The following is a 19,047-nucleotide window of genomic DNA, read 5'->3' as shown; positions in this document are numbered from 1 at the left end:
GGCAGAACGGCGAGCTTCGATCCCTCAAGACGCCGCCCCGCATCCACCCATGTCCTGCCGCCGCTGATCCCATTCCACATCCTGCGCCGCCGGCGCTTCGCGCTCACTCTGCCCGCGGCGGAGCCGCTGCAGCCCGGCGCCGGCCAGCATGAGGGCCAATGTAAACCAGGTCAGCGCGTAAACCAGATGGTTGTTCGGAAACGAGATCACCGTGAGTCCCCCGATCGGAAGCCCGCCGGGATTCGGGGTCGCATCGGCATCGACGAAGAACGGTGCGACGTCGGACAGACCGCGCGCCGCCGCGATCGCCACGACGTCACGTGAATACCAGCGATTGTCCGCGGGATCGTTGTGGCGCAGGAAGCCGCCGCCCGGCTCGGAGATCCGCAGCAATCCGGTCACGCCGACCGTGCCATCGGGGTTCCCGGCGCTGCGGCTCGCCGGCGCACGGCGGTCCGCGGGCACGAAGCCGCGATTGACGAGCACGGTGCCGGCGGCGGTCTGCAGCGGCGTCACCACCCAATAGCCGGAGCCCTCGACCGTCAGCGCCTGGACCAGCGTCTCGCGGTCGTTGAGGAAGCGGCCGCTCAACGTTATCAGCTTGTACTCGTCGTCGCTGCGATCGATGGCCGGCCAATCCGCCGGGCTCGGCGCCGGCACGGGCGCGGCATGAACGCGGCGCTCGACGCGATCGATCAGGTCGAGCTTCCAGGCCCGCCGCTCGATCTGCCAGACGCCCAGCGCCAGCAGCATCGCGACGCAGGCAACCCACGCCGCGCCGATCGCGAGCCGCAGCGCGCCGAATCGCCCGCGGCTGGCCTCGTCGCGTTCCCCTGCCCCGTCGGCAGGAGCTGACATCACGGCGTCTGGCCCATCTCGTGCACCGGCATCATGTTCGTGGTCAGGTGATGCATGACCCAGAGCGAGCCGCTGAGCGCAATCACCACCATGATGATCGTGAAGATCAGCGCCATCATGGTCCAGCCACCCTCGGCCTTGGTGTTCATGTGCAGGAAGAAGACCATGTGGACGACGACCTGCACGGCCGCGAACACCATGATGATCAGCGCCGTGGCCTGCTTGTCGAGCGAGCCGGTCATGACCAGCAGGAACGGGATGGCGGTGAGGACGACCGAGGCGCCGAAGCCGATCAGTTGACCCGAGCGCGTGCCGGCATGGTCGTCGGCGGAACCGTGCGCGTGAGCATGGACATCAGAGCTCATCGAAGCATTCCCATCAAGTAGACGAAGGTGAAGACACCGATCCAGATCACGTCGAGGAAGTGCCAGAACATGCTCAGGCAGACCAGCCGCCGCCGGTTGGCCTCGATCAGGCCGTGAGTCCTGACCTGCACCATCAGGGTGACCAGCCAGACCAGACCGAACGTCACGTGCAGGCCGTGGGTTCCAACCAAGGTGAAGAACGACGACAGGAAGGCGCTACGCTGCGGCGTCGCGCCCTCATGGATCATGTGCGCGAACTCGGTCAGCTCGATGCCGAGGAAGGCGAGGCCGAACAGCCCCGTCACCACGAGCCAAACCTGCATCGCGCCAACGCGGTTCCGCTGCATCGACAGCATCGCGAAGCCATAGGTGAGCGACGACAGCAGCAGGAACGAGGTGTTGACCGCGACCAGCGACAGGTCGAACAGGTCCTTCGGCGCGGGACCTGCCGCGTATTTGGCGCCGAGCACGCCATACACGGCGAACAGGATCGCAAAGATGAGACAGTCGCTCATCAGATAGATCCAGAAGCCGAGCATCGTGCTGCTGCCTTCGGGATGCTCGTGCTCGTCGACGACGTAGAACACCGGCTCCCCGGCCTTCATCGTGCCCATCGCAACGGTCATGACTTGGCTCCTGCCACGAGCAGCTCGGTGCGCGCGCGCTCGACGCTTATGACCTCATCGGCCGGGATGTGGAAGCTGCGGTGATAGTTGAAAGTGTGGCCGATTGCGACCGCGAGCAGCGCGACGAAGCTGCCGGCCGCCATCCACCACATGTACCAGATCAGGCCGAACGCCATGGTGGTGCTGAGCCCCGCCAGGATCACTCCGGTGCCGGTGTTGCTCGGCATGTGGATGGCCTTGAAGCCGGCGAGCGGACGCGTGTAGCCGCGGCGCTTCATGTCCCACCAGGCGTCATTGTCGTGGACCACAGGCGTGAAGGCGAAGTTGTAGGCGGGCGGCGGCGACGACGTCGCCCATTCCAGGGTGCGCGCATTCCAGGGATCGCCGGAGACGTCGGCGAGCTGCTCGCGGCGGAGGATGCTGACCGCGATCTGGATCAGGAAGCTGGCGATGCCGAGCAGGATCAGGAGCGCGCCGATGCCGGCGATGACGAACCAGATCTGCAGGCTCGGATCGTCGAAGGTGCGCAGCCGACGGGTCACGCCCATCAGGCCGAGCACGTAGAGCGGCATGAAGGCGAAGTAGAAGCCCACCGTCCAGAACCAGAACGACATCTTGCCCCAGAACGGGTCGAGCCTGAAGCCGAACGCCTTCGGGAACCAGTAGGCGATGCCGGCGAACAGGCCGAACAGCACGCCGCCGATGATGACGTTGTGGAAATGCGCGACCAGGAAAAGGCTGTTGTGCAAGACGAAGTCGGCCGGCGGCACCGCGAGCAGCACGCCGGTCATGCCGCCGATCACGAAGGTCAGCATGAAGGCGACCGTCCACATCATCGGCAGCTCGAAGCGGATGCGGCCGCGATACATCGTGAACAGCCAGTTGAACATCTTCGCGCCCGTCGGGATCGAGATGATCATCGTGGTGATGCCGAAGAAGGAGTTCACGCTGGCGCCGGAGCCCATCGTGAAGAAATGGTGCAGCCAGACGAGGTACGACAGGATCGTGATCACGACCGTGGCGTAGACCATCGAGGTGTAGCCGAACAGCCGCTTGCCCGAGAAGGTCGAGGTCACCTCGGAGAAGATGCCGAATGCCGGCAGGATGAGGATGTAGACCTCCGGATGGCCCCAGATCCAGATGAGATTGACGTACATCATCGGGTCGCCGCCGAAATCATTGGTGAAGAAGTTGGTGCCGACGTAGCGGTCGAGCGACAGCAGCGCCAGCACCGCCGTCAGCACCGGGAAGGAGGCGACAATCAGCACGTTGGTGCACAGCGAGGTCCAGGTGAAGACTGGCATCTTCATCATGGTCATGCCGGGCGCACGCATCTTGACGATGGTGCAGATCAGGTTGACGCCGGACAGCAGCGTGCCGACGCCGGCGACCTGCAGGGCCCAGATGTAATAGTCGACGCCGACATCCGGACTGTAGGAGAGGTTCGACAGCGGCGGATAGGCCAGCCAGCCGGTGCGCGCGAACTCGCCCACGAACAGCGAGCACATCACCAGCACCGCGCCCGACGTGGTCATCCAGAAGCTGAAATTGTTGAGAAACGGGAACGACACGTCGCGGGCGCCGATCTGCAGCGGCACGACATAGTTCATCAGACCGGTGACCAGCGGCATCGCCACGAAGAAGATCATGATCACGCCGTGCGCCGTGAACACCTGATCATAATGGTGCGAGTTCAGGTATCCCTCGGAGCCGTTGAACGCGATCGCCTGCTGCAGCCGCATCATCAGCGCATCGGCGAAGCCGCGCAGCAGCATGACGATGCCGAGCACCATGTACATGATGCCGATGCGCTTGTGGTCGACGGTGGTGAACCACTCCTTCCACAGATAGCCCCACAGCCGGAAATAGGTGATGGCGCCGAAAAGCGCGAGGCCGCCGAGCGCGACCATCGCGAAGGTCCCGATGATGATCGGCTCGTGCAGCGGCAGCGACTCCAGCGTGAGCCGGCCGAAGATCGATCGGGTGAGATCTGACGTGTCGAACATGATGTGACCCTCACGAATCCGACTTGGAGGCTGGCCCCGTGATGAAAGACGCCTTCGACGGCCGCAGCAGGCTGGGCCGTTCAAGGCCGCGGCCCTGCAGCGGCGTCCAATCGAGCGGCGCGAGAACGGTGGGCGACGATTCCGCAGCCATGCGCGTGACCTGGTCGCCCGGCAGGCAGACGCCGCCGGCGACGTAGCTCGGCTCGCCACCGAACACCGTGCCGCGGCCGGCGAACTTGTCGTAGGCGAGCGGCAGTGTGTTGCGGACGCCGGCCAGGCCCATGCCGCCTCTCGCGTCGATCGCCATCATCTCGCTCATGCACATCTTGCCCGATTCGACGCACATGTTGAGGATGGCGCGGAACAGGTCAGCATCGACCGAGGCGAAATGGCGGACCGGCTCGTCGGTGCTGGGACGCTCAAGCACGAGATAATCCGGCTTGCCGAGGTGATTGCCACTGGCCTTCGCCTTCTCGATCCAGCCGGAAAACTCCGCATCCGACAGACCATGAAAGGCAAAGCGCATGCTGGAAAAGCCGGCACCACTATAGTTGGCCGAGAAGCCGCGATAGACGCCGGGCTTGTTGATGACGGCGTGCAGCCGGCTCTGCATGCCAGGCATCGCATAGATCTGGCCGGCCAGAGCGGGGATGTAGAACGAGTTCATCACCGAGGACGACGTGATCTTGAAATCCAGCGGCCGGTTCACCGGTGCGGCGAGTTCATTGACGCTGGCGACGCCGTATTCCGGATAGATGAACAGCCACTTCCAATCGAGCGCGACAACGTTCACCTCGAGCGGCTTGTCCTGCGGCGTCACCGGACGATCGACCGCGATGCGCCCGAGCGTGCGGTAGGGATCGAGCAGATGCGTGCCCATCCATGTGACCGCGCCCAGGCAGATGATGATGAGCAGCGGCGCCGCCCAGATCAGAAGCTCGAGCTGGGTGGAGTGATCCCAATCCGGCGTGTAGGTCGCCGCCTGGTTCGACTGGCGGTAGCGCCAGGCCACGATCGCCGTCGCCGCCATGACGGGCACCACGATCAGGAGCATCAGCACGGTCGCGATGATCACGAGATCGCGCTGTTGGGCGGCGACATCACCGGAGGGGGCGAGCACGACCAGATTGCAGCCGCCGAGCGCGAGCCCCAGCGGCAGCAGAGCCAAGGATTTCCAGTAACGCACGCTTAACCTCGTCGCACGGCGGATCTCTGAACGAGGCCTCACCTAGCGACCGGACGACACGGCCGACATTGGACAATTTGTCCAATACCGGAGCGGCGCCGAGGACGACAATTACGGAGCGCGAATAGAGTACGAGAGGACTGCAGGCAGCGCGATGACACAGGCAGCGGCGACCGCCGACGGCGAAACCCATCTCTCCCGCACGCATGAGGCGCATCCGGGCGAGATCGCGATCGGCGTGATCATCGGGCGGACGTCGGAGTTCTTCGACTTCTTCGTCTATGCCATCGCCTCGGTGATCGTGTTTCCGCGCTTGGTGTTTCCGTTTGCGGACGAGCTGACGCAGACCCTGTATTCGTTCGCGCTGTTCGCGCTCGCCTTCCTCGCGCGTCCGTTCGGCAGCGTGATCTTCATGGCGATCGACCGCCGCTACGGCAAGAGCGCCAAGCTGATCACCGCATTGTTCCTGCTGGGCACCTCGACCGTCGCGATCGCGTTCCTGCCGAGCTATCACACCGTCGGTGCCGCGGCGATCTGGCTGTTGGCGCTGGCGCGGATCGGCCAGGGTCTCGCCTGGGGCGGCGCCTGGGACGGGCTGGCGTCGCTGCTCGCGATGAATGCGCCGGAGCACCGGCGCGGCTGGTATGCGATGATCCCGCAGCTCGGCGCGCCGCTCGGGCTGATCGTCGCCAGCGTGCTGTTCGCGTTCTTCGTCGGTTATCTCTCCGCGGCCGACTTCTTCGACTGGGGCTGGCGGTACCCGTTCTTCGTGGCGTTTGCCATCAACGTCGTGGCGCTGTTCGCGCGACTGCGCATGGTCGTGACGCCGGAGTATGACGAGCTGTTCCAGTCGCGCGAATTGCAGCCGGCACGCATCATCACCACGATTCGGCACGAGGGCCGCAACATCGTGATCGGCGCCTTCGCGCCGCTGGCGAGCTTCGCGCTGTTCCACATGGTGACGGTGTTTCCGCTGTCCTGGGTGTTCCTGTTCACCAAGGAGACGCCGGCGCGCTTCCTGCTCATCGAGGCCGTCGGTGCGGTGTTCGGCGTCGTCGCCATTGTCGCGTCTGGCATGCTGGCCGACCGTATCGGTCGCAAGTCGCTCTTGATCGGCTCGGCGATCGCAATCGCGGTGTTCTCGGGCTTCGCGCCGCAACTGCTCGACGCCGGCCCGGTCGGCGAGACCATCTACATGGTGCTCGGCTTCATCCTGCTCGGCCTGTCGTTCGGCCAGTCCTCGGGCGCGATCGCCGCCAACTTCGCGCGCACCTATCGCTACACGGCCTCGGCCCTGACCGCCGACCTCGCTTGGCTGTTCGGCGCCGGCTTCGCGCCGCTCGCCGCCCTGCTGCTGGCCGCCTATCTCGGCCTGATTTCGGCCGGCGGTTATCTCTTGTCCGGCGCCGTCTGCACCCTGCTCGCGCTTTGGCTCAGCGCGCCGCGGCAGATCCAGCAGGTGTAGGGCGCTACGAGCCCCGCCACTTGCGTTCGGCCTCGTCCCACGCCGCGAGCGGCTGCAGGTCCGGCACCCAGGCGAGTCCTGTCTTGGCGTCGGACGAGACCGCCTCCGGCGTCACCACCATGTCGAGCAGCGCCGGTCGGTTGGCCAGCGCGCGTTGGATCGCGGGGCCGAGTTGCTGCTCGGTCTCGACGCGCTCGGCATGCATGCCGAAGGCGCGCGCCATCGCGGCGTGATCCGCGAATTGCAGCTTCGTGCCGACGACCTTGCCGTGTGTCACCGCCTGGTCGTGCACCTCGATCTGCCAGGCGCCGTTGTTGGCGACGACGATCAGCACCGGCGCCTTGTGGCGCACCGCGGTGTCGACCTCGATCGCATTGAAGCCGAACGCACCGTCGCCGGTCGCGACCACCACCGGCCTGTCGGGAAAGGCGAGGCTCGCAGCGATGCCATAGGGCACGCCGATGCCGATGCAGCCGAACGGGCCGGGATCGAGCATCAAGGGCGCGCTGAGGCCAACGCGGGCAAAGGAGAGGAAATCGCCGCCGTCAGTGATGACCACGGCGTCATTGCCGATCGCCTCCTGCAGCGCCGACAGCACGCGATTCGGATGCAGCCGCCCGTCCGAGCCGGCCGGCGCCGCCGCCATGCTCTGCTTCAGCTTGGCCGCGCGCTCCTGATGCGCGGCCCGCAGTTTTGCGGCCCATTGCCGATCGACGGCCGATTCGCGGTTGCCTGCCAGCGCCACCATCGCGCGCAAGGTCTCCGCTGGTGTCGCCAGGATCTCGGCCCCACCGCGCCGATTGTCGCGCAGCTCGCTCGCGGTGTCGCTGATGCGGACGAACTTGGCGTCCTTGAACACGGCAGGCGAGCCGTAGGCGAGCTGGAAGTCGAGCCGGCGGCCGACCGTCAGCACCACGTCGGCATCACCCATCACGGCGCCGCGCATTGCACCGACGACCGAGGGATGATCGTCGGGCACGAGCCCCCTGCTTTCGCCGGTGTCGAGATAGACCGCGCCGAGCCGGTCGAGCAGCGCGATCAGCTCGGGCCCGGCGCCGCGCGCGCCGCGGCCGGAGATGACGAGCACACGGCGCGCCGACCACAACAGCTCGACCGCCTTCTCGACCTCGGCCGGATCAGGCCGTGTCGCCGCGCGCGGCTTCGGCGCGAGATGCTCCTCGAGTTGCAGCGCCTTCGGCACGACGCCGCGCAGCGTGTCGACGGGAAAATCGATGAAAACCGGGCCAGGCTCGCCGCCCTCGCCGAAGGCACGCGCGATCGCCTCGTCGAGCTCCTGCAGCACCAGCGACGGCTCGCGCACGGTGCGCGCATAGCGCGTGATCGAGCGCACGAGCTGGGTGTGATCCATGTCCTGCAGGCCACCGCGGTTCTCCTGCGGCCGCGGATTGCCGCCCGACATCACCAGCACCGGCGCGCGCGAGACGTGGGCATTGGCGATGCCGGTGATCGCGTTGGTCACGCCCGGCCCCGCGGTGACCAGCGCGACGCCGAGCTCGCCGGTGAGCTCGGCATGCGCCTGCGCCATATGCACGGCGGCGCGCTCGTCGCGCACGTCGATGATGCGGATGCCTTCCGCATCGAGCCGCATCCAGATCGGCATGATGTGGCCGCCGCACAGCGCGAACACGCGGCTGACGCCGCGGCGCTTGAGCAGGCGGGCGATCAGATCGGCGGCACTGTCGGGAGAGATCTTCATCTGACGACTCCTGCGGATGGTGACGTGATCAGCCCGGCGCGAGCCAGGCCACGAGCAGCGAGACGGTGAGAACGGCTGACATGTGCGAGACGAGAATCGAGCCCGAGGTGACGCCGGCCTCCAGACCATAGAGCTTGGCGATCGTGAACGGCCCGGAGCCGATCGGCAGCGCGCTCAGGATCACGGCGGAATGCGACCACAGCGGCGGCATCGAGAACACGTGGAAGGCAAGCAGCGCGGTGACCGCCGGCTGCATCACGAGCTTCAGCGATACGAGAATGCCGATCGAAGCCGCATCGTGCGTCACCACCCGTTCCTGCGCCAGGAACAGGCCGATGCACACGAGCGCCGCCGGCGATGCTGCTCCACCAAGCAACGTCGTGAAGCTCAGGAACGGCGCCGGCAATGCAAAGCCGCTGAGGCCCACCGCGAGCCCGGCCACGGGCGCGATGAACAACGGGCTCGTCAGCAGCGAACGCGCGACCTTGGCGACCGTCGCCCCGAGCGTGGCGCCCTTCTGAAGATCCATCTCGACGACCACGATCGCGAACAGGAACAGCACGCAGGCCGTGAACAAGGTGGCGATGATCGAGGCCGGCGCGCTGTCCGGACCGAACACCAGGAGGCACATCGGAATGCCCATGAAGCCGACATTGCTGTAGCCGGCGTCCAGTCCCTCGATGCTGGCGTTGGCAACGCGACGGCCGCGCAGACGGCTGATCACGAAACCGGTCGCGAACGTCGCGGCAATACCTCCGCAGAAGGCGCCGATGAAGCCGAACTGACTGACCTGCTCGACGCCGATCCTGGACATCGCCGTGAAGATCAGCGCCGGCAGCGCCAGATAGACCGCGAAGCGGTTGAGATTGTCGGTCGCGGTGCGGTCGAACACACCGAACCAGCCGCACAGGAATCCGGTCAGGATCAGCGCGAAGATCGGAAGAGCGGAATTGAGGACGGCCTGCATCGCAGCTACATATCAGACCGTACGGCATTGCAGCGACTCACTGCGTAAATCTCTTCTTCAATTCGCGATGCAGGATCTTGCCTGTCGCGTTGCGCGGCATCTCGCTATCGGTGATGAAGGCGTAAGAGCGCGGCCGCTTGAAGCCGGCGAGCCGTTCTTTCGCCCATTCGGCCAGATCGCCCTCCTTCACCGCCATGCCGTCGCGCGGCACGATCACGGCATGGACGCGCTCGCCCCATTTGTCGTCGGGCAGGCCGATCACGGCGATGTCCTTGACGGCAGGATGCGCGCCAACCATCGCCTCGACCTCGGAGGGATAGATGTTTTCGCCGCCTGAGATGATCAGGTTGCTCTTGCGGTCGGCGAGATGGATGTAGCCGTCGGCATCGCGACGGGCCATGTCGCCGACCGAGCAGTAGTCGCCGCGGAACGCCTCCTTGGTCTTCTCCGGCAGACGCCAATAGCAGTCGAAGGTGTGAGCGTTCGAGGAATAGAGCTCGCCTGCCTCGCCGTCTGGCACCTCATGTCCCGCATCATCCAAGATGCGGATGGGCGCGGCGCCGACGCATTCGCGCCCGACCGAGCCGAGCTTGGTGAACTGCTCATGCGGATGCAGCATGGTGACCCAGCCGGTCTCGGTCGCGCCATAGAGCTCGTAGAGCCCGGACTTCGGGAACATCTCCATCACCTCGCGCTTGGTCTCCGGGCGGGCCGGCGCCGAGGAGATCATCAGCTTGGTGACCGCGCTGAAATCATGCTGCGCGCGCACCGCGCGCGGCAGATCCAGCATCATGATGTAGTGCGTAGGGACCAGCGAGGTGAACGTGGAGCCGCCGTCCGCAAGCGTCGTCACGGCGTGCTCGGGATCGAAACTCTTGCGCGAATAGATCGAGTTGACGCCACCGATATAACCGAACGCGCCGAAGAAGTTCAGCGAGTTGGCGTGGCACATCGGCATCACCAGCAGCACGCCGTCGTTGCGGCTCAGCTTCAGCTCGATCTCGGTGACCATCGACAAGAGGACGGCGCTGCGATGGCTGCGCAGCACGCCCTTGGGCTTGCCGGTGGTGCCGGAAGTGTACATCAAGGTCCAGGGATCGGACAGCGCGACCTGCTGGTCGGGCTCCCGATCCGCGGCCATCGCAATGATGTCCTCATAGCCGCGATAGCCTGCCGGACGCGGCTTCGCGCCGAAATGGATGAAGCGGTCATCGGCGATGCCGAGATCCGTGCGCGCCTCCTCGACCAGGCCGACGAGTTCGTCCTGCACGATCATCGCCGCCGCTTCGGCGTTCTGGACGATGAACTGCACCTCGGACGCGGTGAGGCGGAAGTTGATCGGCAGCGCCACCAACCCGGCTTTGGCTGTGGCCGCATAGATCTCGCACCATTCGACGCAATTGTAGGCAAGGATCGCAACGCGATCGCCCTTGGCAAGGCCGAGCCCGAGCAGCGCGTTGGCGAGCCGGCACGTGCGCTCATTCCACAACGCAAAGCTCATCGCACGTTCGAGATCGCGGGCACCGGTGCGCTCCGGCGACATGCGCGCATGGGCCGACAGCATCTGCCCGAAATTCAAGAGATCCCTCATCGTCGTTTCCTCCCGGCAACCGGGTTCACGACGCCGACTGGCGCGCGCCTCCAGCGGAGCGCGATGAAGGTCGGCGGCGGGCTAGTTAATGTCCTTGGTGATCCGCACCAGCGTCTGATCGACGAAGCTCTTGGCATCTTGATCCGGCTTGCGGAACAGCTCGCGCTCGACCGTCAGCGTCCGACCGGGCACCGTCTTCTTGCAGACCTCGCGCAGGAACACGCCGCCGACCGGCTGCTCGCCCGCCGTCGGCTCCAGCTCCTTGCAGTCCCAACCCTCGGCGCCATAGCGCGACTTCACCTGGTTGCCGAGCAGGAACGCCTTCTTGCGAATGTAGAGCCGCGCCTTCGGATCGGTCTCGATCGTCAGGCCGGTGACAGTGCCCTTGTCGTCGACCAGGACCGTCAGCAGCACGGGATGACCGGCCACCTTGGTGCCGTCCTGGCTGGTCTCCGGATCGAAATCGAAACGCACCGCATGCCGCGCCTGCTCGTCCGCGGGACAATCGCGCCACGCCGACCACGCATTGAGCTTGCGGTTTGGGTCCTTGGCGCAGGTCAGATTAACATAGCCCTCACTAGGCAGGTCGCCGACCGGCATGCCGACGGTGATGTCACGCAGATCGTAGTTCGGCACGGCCTGCGCGGAGGCCGCATGCATCACGAACGGCAGCACGAACGTGGCGAAGATCGCAGCGCAGGTTGACCGTTTCATTTCGATGGCTCGCTTGCAGGCTTGCTGGCATTCGCCTTGTAGATATCGCAGACCCGGGACGTGTTGCCGAAGAAGGCGGTACACTCGTCGTAGCTCGGCTCGCCGCGTCCCTTGATGTGCGCGAGCACGTAGTCCGCGACCGCCTCGATATCGTTGGGCCGCAGGAACGCGCCGCCTTCGGGCGGCATGCGCTCGCCGACATCCTGGCGGCTCATATCGTAGCACTTCGCCGTGTCATAGGAGCCGCGCGCAAAGTACGGCATGCCCGTGCCGGGACGGCCGCAGGTGACGGTCTCGACGATGTGCTGGCGGTCGAGCTCGGTCTTGCGCAGCGACAGCGCGTCGCCGCCGTAGCCGCCGCCGCCATTGCCGTGCCATTTGTGGCAGCCGACGCAGTTCGCACGCTTGAACACGGCTTTGCCGGCATCGGTCGGATCTGCCGGCGCCGCAGACTGCGCCAATGCGAGCGAAGCGGAGCCGAGGACGAGAGCCGACGCCACAGCGAACGTGATCGCACTGAGTTTCATCTGATTTTCTTGTCGAACAGGGGATGAGGACGGAGCGGAGGCTATGCCTCCGCTCCGCAATCGACTTCACAGCGAGAAGACGTAGAGCATCGAGCCGGGCTGGATCTTCTTCAGCTCGGGCGTGGATTCGATGAACCATTTGTCCCAGGCGCCGCCGAGACCGACCAGGATCGCGACATACTGCTTGCCGTCGACCGAGAACGTCACGGGAGGCGCATTGACGCCGCCGCCGGTGTTGAACTCCCACAGCTTCTGCAGCGTCTTGGCATCGAGCGCCATCACCTCGCCCGAGGGCTGGCCGGTGAAGACGAGATCAGGCGTCGAAAGCAAGCCCCCGAGGTTCGGGAACGGCGTCTCCAACTTGCCGGCGATCTTGCCGGTGGTGACGTCGATCGCGGTCACGCTGCCCGTGATCTTGAACGGCTGGCTCGGTCCGCCACCGGTCCAGAATTCGCGCGGCTTGAGCTTGTCCTTGGTCGCCTCCTCGACGGTGATCCGGTTGCAGCTCTCGATGACAGGGATGTACCAGAGCTTCAGGTCCGGATTGTAGGAGGTCGGCGGCCAGTTCTTGCCGCCCATGTTGCCCGGGCAGATGTCCGCGACCTTGTTCTCACGATGCGGCGTCACCGACGCATTGTAGCGCTGCACCGGGTTCTTCGGATCATACTCGATCGGCTTGCCGGTTTCGGCATCGAGCCCCTTGGTCCAGGTGACCTTCTTGACGAAGGGCAGGCCCCAGACGAACTTGCCGCTGGTGCGATCGATCGCATAGGCAAAGCCGTTGCGATCGGCCTCGAGCGCGAGCTTCAGGGTGGAGCCGTTCGGCGCGGGCACATCGACCAGGACGTTCTCGGCGACGCTGTCATAGTCAAAGGGATCGTTCGGCGTGTGCTGATAGTGCCACTTGATCTTGCCGGTGTTGGCATCGAGCGCCAGCGAGCTGTCGGTGTAGAGGTTGTCGCCCGGACGATAGGCGTTGTCCCAGTCCGGACCGGGATTGCCGACGCCCCAGATGATGGTGTCGGTCGCCGGATCATAGGTGCCCGTGACCCAGGTCGAGCCGCCGCCGGCCGCAGCCGCGTCGTTGCTGTCCTTCCAGGTCTCGCTGCCCGGCTCGCCCTTCCCCGGAATGGTGTGGGTGCGCCAGACCTCCTTCTGCGTGCCGAGATCGGTCGCCGCGATCCAGCCGCGGATGCCGTATTCGGCGCCGGCCACGCCCGAGATCGCCATGTTCTTCACGATCAGCGGCGCACCGGTGATGACCTCGCCCTTGTCGGGATCGGCAACCTGGCGCTGCCAGGCAACTTGGCCGGTCTCCTTGTTGGTCGCAATCAGGCGGCCGTCGAGCGTGTGCGAGACGACCAGATCGCCCCACAGCGCGACGCCGCGATTGTCGACGCCGCAGCAGGCGATGGCGCCGGCCCAGTCGTGATCCGTCTTAGGATCCATCTTCCAGACCAGTTGGCCTTTGCCACCGCGCGCGTCGATCTTGTAGACCGAGCCCCAGCCGTCGGTGACGTAGATCATGCCGTTCTCGACGATCGGCGTGCCTTCGAGACCGCCGTGGCTCCAGATGCCGCCGCCCTCGACGCCGCCGAGATGCATCGTCCAGGCGACCTTCAGGTTCTTGACGTTGTCCTTGTTGATCTCCTTCAGTGCCGAGAACCGTGTGCCCGAGTAGTTCTTATGATGGTGCAGCCAGTTGCCGGCTTCCTTGTCGGCGTTGAGCAGCCGCTCGGGGGTCATCTCGTCGGCGGCCTGCGCCGGCGATGCAAGCTGGAAACAGGCGAAGGCTGCGCTGGCCAGCAGCACCGCCCGCAGGGTCGACCTGACGTTAGTCCTCATCGTTTCCTTCTCCCATTATATTGATTATGAGTTGGAGCGAATACCACTCCGCCAAGCCCGAAGGCGGAGGGCAGCAGGCGACAAACACGCTTCAAGGCGACTTGCGAACCTCGACCTCCGTTTCGATGGATCCTGCTTTCTGGAACACGATCGTGCAGGTGAAGCGCTTGCCTGGTTCGAGCGGCTCGCGCGTCTGCAGCAGCATCACGTGATAGGCGGTCGGCAGCAGCACCAGCGTGCTGCCCGCGGCAATTGGAATGTTGGGAATGGAGCGCATCGCCGGCGCGCCTTCGCCGCGGTCGACGGTGTGCCGCTCCGAAAAATTGGCGATCGGACAACGCACGCGCATCAACGCTTCCGGCGCGGTCGTGTCATTCTTGATCGTGATCAGCAACGGGATGTCGCGTCCCACCTCGGGCGCCGCCGGCACCCACGCATCGGACAAGGTCAGGCCTTCTCCGGCCGCCCCGAGCACAGGCGCCATCGCGGCGAACGACGCGACCGAGGCCACCAGCAATGCCCGCGACACCACCAGCATGACGCCGGCGGGCACGCCGCCCTCCGAGCGCGCGGACCAAACCTGATCGCGCTCCAGACTGGTCGGATCTTCCGACAACGGAGTCCCTCCCTATTTGGCCGCTTTTTAACTTGCCTTAACGCAGCGTCCTTTTTTTGAATTCGTACTCTGAATTCGAATACCTCGCAAATGGATTTTCGGACTTGACATGCTAATGTGCGGCAAAATGTGATGACCCATGCGAATCGTGCCCGCCGCTCCCTCTCTGGTCGACCAGGTCGTCGAAGCGATCACTGACGAGATCGTCAGCGGCGTTCTCACGCCGGGCTCGCGGCTGATCCAGGACGATCTGGCCCAGGCTTACGGGGTATCGCGCCAGCCGGTTCAGCAGGCGCTGATCCTGCTCCGCGGCTGCGGGCTGGTGCAGAGCGCGCCCGGCCGCGGCCTGATCGTGGCGCCGCTCGACCCCGGCTTCGTTCGGGACCTCTATGAGATGCGCGCGGTGCTCGAAGGCCTCGCGGCGCGGCTGGCCGCCGAGCGCGCGAGCGATCGCGCCGCGCGCGAAGGTCCGGCGTACATCGCGGCCGGCCAAGAGGCGGTGAAGAGCGGGCTCGTCAACCGCAAGATCGAGACCGACATCGCCTTCCATTGCTTCCTCGGCGACCTCTCCGGCAACGCGCTGATCGGCGAGACGATGGCACCACATTGGCCGTGCCTGAAGCGGGTGATGTCCGACGTGCTGCAGAAGGAGCAGAGCATGTCCCGGGCGGTCTGGGACGAGCATGAGGACATTCTTGCAGCCGTGATCGAGGGCCGCAGCGACGAGGCCGAACGGCTGAGCCGCGAGCACATTTCACGCGCGGCCAGTGTGTTCATCCATCACCTCGAAATCCAGCAGGACAGCAAGCCCAAGCAGCGGCGAACGCTCACTGCGCGGAAATTCTCGCTATGACCCCGTTCAGACCGACATCGGCCGCAATGCGAGCGCCGGGCTCCGGCACGGCAGCTCCACATTCGCGACCGGACATCACACCTGATCCCGTGGAGGCCGTGTGCCGCCGCTGAAGACACAGCCGAGCCTGACCGAACGCGTCTACGAGCGCATTCTCTCCGACATCGTCGGCGGCGAACTGCCGGAATCGGCCCGCCTCATTCAGGACGATCTGGCCCGCGACCTCGGCGTATCGCGCCAGCCGGTGCAGCAGGCGCTGCTGCTGCTGCGCAATCACGGCTTTGTGCGCGAGGCGCCGGGCCGCGGCCTGGAAGTCGCGCCGATCGACACCGACTTCATCCGCAACCTCTATGAAATACGCGCGGTCGCCGAGGGCCTCGCCTGCCGGCTCGCGGCGACCCGCGGCGCCAAGCGAGCGGCCGAGGAAGGCCCGAATTTGATCGAGCAGGGCCGGAGCGCCGAGCGCGAGCATTCGGTCGAGAAGCTGATCGAGGCCGACGTCAAGTTTCATGAATTCCTCTACGAGATCTCCGGCAACTCCGTCATCCAGGACACCACGCTGCCGCATTGGCTGCATCTGCGCCGGCTGATGGGCGAGGTGCTGATGCGCGACGAGACGCCGCGGCGAATCTGGGATCAGCATGAGGACATCCTGCGGGCGGTGATCGCCGGCGATGCGCAGAAGGCCGAGGATCTCGCACGGCAGCACATCACGCGAACCGCAACCGTGCTGCTGGCGCGGTTGACCAATCAGCGCGAGCGCGTGCCGGTCGCGACGGCGTCCTGATCACCTCGGGCTTGGCTTCTGCCCGCAACATCCGACGGCACCGCCGTCAGGACCCCCCGCATCGTTTCGAAGGGATACCCAGCATCCCACTTCAGCGTCGGCAGCAGCCCCGCCGCTATGGTCAAGCCGCCGGCAAGCTGAAAGAGAACGTGGCGCCGCCCTGCGGCTCGTTGGTCGCGGACAGCTCGCCGCCGTGCTCGCGGACGATGCCGTAGCTGATCCACAGCCCGAGCCCCGTCCCCTCCCCGACGCGCTTGGTCGTGAAGAACGGCTCGAAGATGTGGGTCAGGTGATCCTTGTCGATGCCGGGGCCGTTATCGGTGATGCGAAAGGCGATCTCGTTGCCCTGGCGCGCCACCGCGACCAGAAGGCGCGGCAGATCGGTCGATCGCATCGCGTCGATCGCGTTCTCCACGAGGTTGACGATCACCTGATGCAGCTGGCCTTCGTTGCCGGAGATCCACAGATCCGGCTCGACCTCGATCTGGATGTCGACACGATGCTGCTTGGTGCGCCCTGCCCACAGCACGGCGGTATTGATCAGCCGTTCGATGTTGACGCGCTCGACCTCGCCGAGCTTCGAGAACGACAGGCGGCGCAGGTTCTTGACGATCTCGCTGATGCGCACCGCACCTTCCAGCGTGCCGTCGATCAGCGGCCCGAAATCCTCCAGGATGGCGTCGATCCTCAGATCCGAGCGAAGCGCGGCGATGTCCTCGCTGACCGGCTGCTCATGGATGGCATCGAGATAGCCGACCAGCGAGGTGCGGTAGCGCATCAGGGTGTGGATGTTGCCATAGACGAAGCTGATCGGATTGTTCAGCTCGTGGGCCACGCCCGCGACGAGCCGGCCGAGGCTTGCCATCTTCTCCTGCTCGACCAATTGCCGCTGCGCCCGCTGCAGCTCCTGATGCGCCTTGTGCAGGGCCTCATAGGCGCGGCGCAGCTCGCCGATCGGACGGCCCGTCAGCACGACGCCGATGAAGCGGCCGCGATGGTCATGCCGCGGCGAGCTGTTGATCGCGAACAGGTCGGAGCTGACGCCGGCCGCCGCGGCAAAGCGCAATTCACCGTCGACCACTTCGGCGCTGCTGCGCGGCTTCAGCAGCGAGACAAGTTTGGGCCGATGATCGGGATCAATCATCTCGGCGATATCGCGACCGGCGATGTCAGCCAAGGCCCGTCCCGATGTCTGCAGAAAGGCGGAGTTGGCCTGCTGCACTGTGCCCCTGGCGTCACAGACCACCAGGATGTCGGAGACGGACTCGATGACGTTGGTGACGAACGCCTGGGCTTCCTCGAGCTCGGCGTTCTTGTGCTCGAGATCGACCTCGTAGCGCAGCAGGTCGGAATAGACCTCGTCCATCTTGCGGATCACTTCGATCCACACGCCTTCGCGCTCGCTGTCGAGTTCGAGCGTGCTGCTGCTCGCGATCAGCTTGAGCAGCGTGTCAGCCCCGGACTCAGGAGAGTGAGTGGCCTTTGCCATGTTTCTTCAGATCGTATCTCGACAATTTGTTCCGGAGCCCCACCCTTGACAGGCCGAGCTCGCTGGCGACGCGACTGATGTTACCATCATATTTCTCCAGACAGTGAACGATGATGGTCTTTTCGAGATCCTCGACCCTGTCCTTCAGGCTCCCGGAACCGTTGAGCTTGCCATTGGCGATCGCGGGCGCGGCGCGGCGACCGTTGCGCCGGCCGGCGAACGGCGGACAGCGCAGCTCGTCGGCATCGGCCAGCACGGCCATGCGCTGGATCTCGTTCTGCAGCTCGCGAACATTGCCGGGCCAGTGATAGCGGGAGAATTCCTCCAGCGCCGCCGGTGCGAAACGCAGATGCGGCCGGTTGAACGAGGTCTTCACCGCCGACAGCACACCCTCGGCGATCAGCGGAATGTCCATCGGCCGTTCGCGCAAGGACGGCATGTGCACCGGAAACGCGGCCAGTCGGTAGTAGAGGTCGCGGCGGAAGCGGCCGGCCTCGACTTCGGCCTCAAGATCCCGGTTGGTGGCGGCGACCACGCGCACGTCGACCTGGCGCACGCGCTGCGCGCCGAGCGGCCGGATCTCGCTCTCCTGCAGAACGCGCAGGAGCTTGACCTGAAATGCCGGCGAGGTCTCGCCGATCTCGTCGAGAAAGATGGTGCCGCCATCGGCAACCTCGAACAGGCCGATGCGGTCCTGATAGGCGCCGGTGAAGGCGCCCTTCTTGCAGCCGAACAGCTCGCTTTCCAGCAGCTCATCCGGCAGCGCGCCGCAATTCTCGACGACGAACGCCTTGGTGGCCCGCGCGGAGCCGTAGTGAATCGCGCGCGCCAAGAGCTCCTTGCCGGTGCCGGATTCGCCGGTGATCAAGACCGAGATGTCGTAGTCGGCGGCGCGCCGGCCGAGCTCGATCACGTTGCGCATCGGGCTCGCGGCCGAATGCACGATGCGGTCGAAATCGTAGAGCTGCTTGGCGGCGCCGCGCTTGACCGACACCACCTTCTTGATGTGGGCCGGCGTGGCCTTCACATCGACGCCGGCGGTCTCCGTCTCCTTCTGCAGCCGGTACAGCTGCACGGCCTCGCGGACGATCTCTATCAGGCGATCCGGCTGCCAGGGCTTTGTGATGTACTGATAGATGCCGGCCTCGTTGAGGCCGGCGATGATGTCCTCGGAGTCCGAATAGCCGGAGATGATCATCCGTACAGGGTCGGGCCACATCTCGCGCACGCGCTTCAGGAAGCTGACGCCGGATTCCTGCGGCATGCGCTGGTCGCAGATCACGGCATGCACGATCTCGCCTTCGAGCAGTTTCTCGGCATCGTTCGTGTTGCCCGCGCACAAGACCTCGAAATCCTGGTTGAGGACGCGGCGCAGCGCCTCCTGCGACCGGACCTCGTCATCCACGACCAGTATCGTTCCCTGGATGCCCATCGC

Annotated in this window: 17 protein-coding genes; 3 read left to right on the top strand and 14 right to left on the bottom strand. The window is 65.4% G+C overall.

Annotated features, from left to right (window positions below; genetic code table 11):
- Nucleotides 1–24: 24 nt before the first annotated feature.
- Genes QX121_RS04200 through cyoA form a run of 5 tightly spaced genes read right to left on the bottom strand, consistent with a single transcriptional unit; the run spans nucleotide 25 to nucleotide 5,041 of the window.
- On the bottom strand, nucleotides 25–858 hold the full coding sequence (locus tag QX121_RS04200; protein WP_315778826.1) for an SURF1 family protein: 834 nt from the start codon (nucleotides 856–858) through the stop codon (nucleotides 25–27).
- Nucleotides 858–1,223: a cytochrome o ubiquinol oxidase subunit IV gene (gene cyoD, locus QX121_RS04195; protein ID WP_315778828.1), complete on the bottom strand. Its 366-nt coding sequence runs from the start codon at nucleotides 1,221–1,223 to the stop codon at nucleotides 858–860. Before cyoD ends, QX121_RS04200 begins: the two co-directional genes overlap by 1 nt.
- The gene (gene cyoC / locus QX121_RS04190; RefSeq protein ID WP_315811249.1) at nucleotides 1,220–1,849 is read right to left on the bottom strand and encodes a cytochrome o ubiquinol oxidase subunit III; all 630 of its coding nucleotides are present in this window, start codon (nucleotides 1,847–1,849) and stop codon (nucleotides 1,220–1,222) included. Before cyoC ends, cyoD begins: the two co-directional genes overlap by 4 nt.
- Nucleotides 1,846–3,855 carry a cytochrome o ubiquinol oxidase subunit I gene (gene cyoB, locus QX121_RS04185; RefSeq protein WP_315811248.1) on the bottom strand — a complete coding sequence of 670 codons (2,010 nt, stop codon included), beginning with the start codon at nucleotides 3,853–3,855 and terminating at the stop codon, nucleotides 1,846–1,848. Before cyoB ends, cyoC begins: the two co-directional genes overlap by 4 nt.
- Before the next feature lie 10 nt (nucleotides 3,856–3,865).
- Nucleotides 3,866–5,041: a ubiquinol oxidase subunit II gene (cyoA, locus tag QX121_RS04180; RefSeq protein WP_315778835.1), complete on the bottom strand. Its 1,176-nt coding sequence runs from the start codon at nucleotides 5,039–5,041 to the stop codon at nucleotides 3,866–3,868.
- 154 nt (nucleotides 5,042–5,195) lie between these two features.
- On the opposite strand from cyoA, the gene QX121_RS04175 reads away from it, so the two are divergent.
- The gene (locus QX121_RS04175) at nucleotides 5,196–6,506 is read left to right on the top strand and encodes an MFS transporter (protein WP_315811247.1); all 1,311 of its coding nucleotides are present in this window, start codon (nucleotides 5,196–5,198) and stop codon (nucleotides 6,504–6,506) included.
- 4 nt (nucleotides 6,507–6,510) lie between these two features.
- Here QX121_RS04175 and QX121_RS04170 read toward each other — a convergent pair whose 3' ends face one another.
- The 7 genes from QX121_RS04170 to QX121_RS04140 all read right to left on the bottom strand — a co-directional run bounded on the left by QX121_RS04170 (nucleotide 6,511) and on the right by QX121_RS04140 (nucleotide 14,483).
- Nucleotides 6,511–8,223 carry a thiamine pyrophosphate-binding protein gene (locus QX121_RS04170; protein WP_315811246.1) on the bottom strand — a complete coding sequence of 571 codons (1,713 nt, stop codon included), beginning with the start codon at nucleotides 8,221–8,223 and terminating at the stop codon, nucleotides 6,511–6,513.
- 28 nt (nucleotides 8,224–8,251) lie between these two features.
- Nucleotides 8,252–9,190 carry an AEC family transporter gene (locus tag QX121_RS04165; protein ID WP_315778841.1) on the bottom strand — a complete coding sequence of 313 codons (939 nt, stop codon included), beginning with the start codon at nucleotides 9,188–9,190 and terminating at the stop codon, nucleotides 8,252–8,254.
- A gap of 37 nt (nucleotides 9,191–9,227) precedes the next feature.
- On the bottom strand, nucleotides 9,228–10,781 hold the full coding sequence (locus QX121_RS04160; RefSeq protein ID WP_315811245.1) for an AMP-binding protein: 1,554 nt from the start codon (nucleotides 10,779–10,781) through the stop codon (nucleotides 9,228–9,230).
- A gap of 81 nt (nucleotides 10,782–10,862) precedes the next feature.
- Nucleotides 10,863–11,495 carry a hypothetical protein gene (locus tag QX121_RS04155; protein WP_315811244.1) on the bottom strand — a complete coding sequence of 211 codons (633 nt, stop codon included), beginning with the start codon at nucleotides 11,493–11,495 and terminating at the stop codon, nucleotides 10,863–10,865.
- Nucleotides 11,492–12,022, bottom strand: a complete 531-nt coding sequence (locus QX121_RS04150; RefSeq protein ID WP_315811243.1) for a c-type cytochrome — start codon at nucleotides 12,020–12,022, stop codon at nucleotides 11,492–11,494. The genes QX121_RS04155 and QX121_RS04150 overlap by 4 nt, the downstream gene beginning before the upstream one ends.
- Nucleotides 12,023–12,088: 66 nt before the next feature.
- Nucleotides 12,089–13,867, bottom strand: coding sequence for a PQQ-dependent dehydrogenase, methanol/ethanol family (locus QX121_RS04145; protein WP_315811242.1), 1,779 nt, complete (start codon nucleotides 13,865–13,867; stop codon nucleotides 12,089–12,091).
- A 91-nt stretch (nucleotides 13,868–13,958) separates the two neighbouring features.
- Nucleotides 13,959–14,483 carry a copper chaperone PCu(A)C gene (locus tag QX121_RS04140; protein ID WP_315811241.1) on the bottom strand — a complete coding sequence of 175 codons (525 nt, stop codon included), beginning with the start codon at nucleotides 14,481–14,483 and terminating at the stop codon, nucleotides 13,959–13,961.
- Nucleotides 14,484–14,622: 139 nt separating this feature from the next.
- Between QX121_RS04140 and QX121_RS04135 the strand changes: the two genes are divergently transcribed.
- Both QX121_RS04135 and QX121_RS04130 read left to right on the top strand, forming a co-directional pair.
- The gene (locus QX121_RS04135; protein WP_315778852.1) at nucleotides 14,623–15,336 is read left to right on the top strand and encodes a GntR family transcriptional regulator; all 714 of its coding nucleotides are present in this window, start codon (nucleotides 14,623–14,625) and stop codon (nucleotides 15,334–15,336) included.
- Nucleotides 15,337–15,436: 100 nt separating this feature from the next.
- Entirely contained in the window at nucleotides 15,437–16,123 is a 687-nt protein-coding gene (locus tag QX121_RS04130; protein WP_315736729.1) for a GntR family transcriptional regulator, read from the top strand.
- A 121-nt stretch (nucleotides 16,124–16,244) separates the two neighbouring features.
- On the opposite strand, the gene QX121_RS04125 is transcribed toward QX121_RS04130, so the two are convergent.
- Both QX121_RS04125 and QX121_RS04120 read right to left on the bottom strand, forming a co-directional pair.
- On the bottom strand, nucleotides 16,245–17,612 hold the full coding sequence (locus QX121_RS04125) for a sensor histidine kinase (RefSeq protein WP_315811240.1): 1,368 nt from the start codon (nucleotides 17,610–17,612) through the stop codon (nucleotides 16,245–16,247).
- Complete coding sequence (locus tag QX121_RS04120; protein WP_315713484.1) at nucleotides 17,587–19,044, bottom strand: sigma-54 dependent transcriptional regulator; 1,458 nt, start codon at nucleotides 19,042–19,044, stop codon at nucleotides 17,587–17,589. Before QX121_RS04120 ends, QX121_RS04125 begins: the two co-directional genes overlap by 26 nt.
- Nucleotides 19,045–19,047 lie beyond the last annotated feature (3 nt).

It is taken from the genome of Bradyrhizobium sp. SZCCHNR2028, from assembly GCF_032380995.1.
Lineage (GTDB): Bacteria > Pseudomonadota > Alphaproteobacteria > Rhizobiales > Xanthobacteraceae > Bradyrhizobium.
Note: the sequence above shows the minus strand (reverse complement) of the source record. Positions and strands in the feature narration are given on the sequence as shown.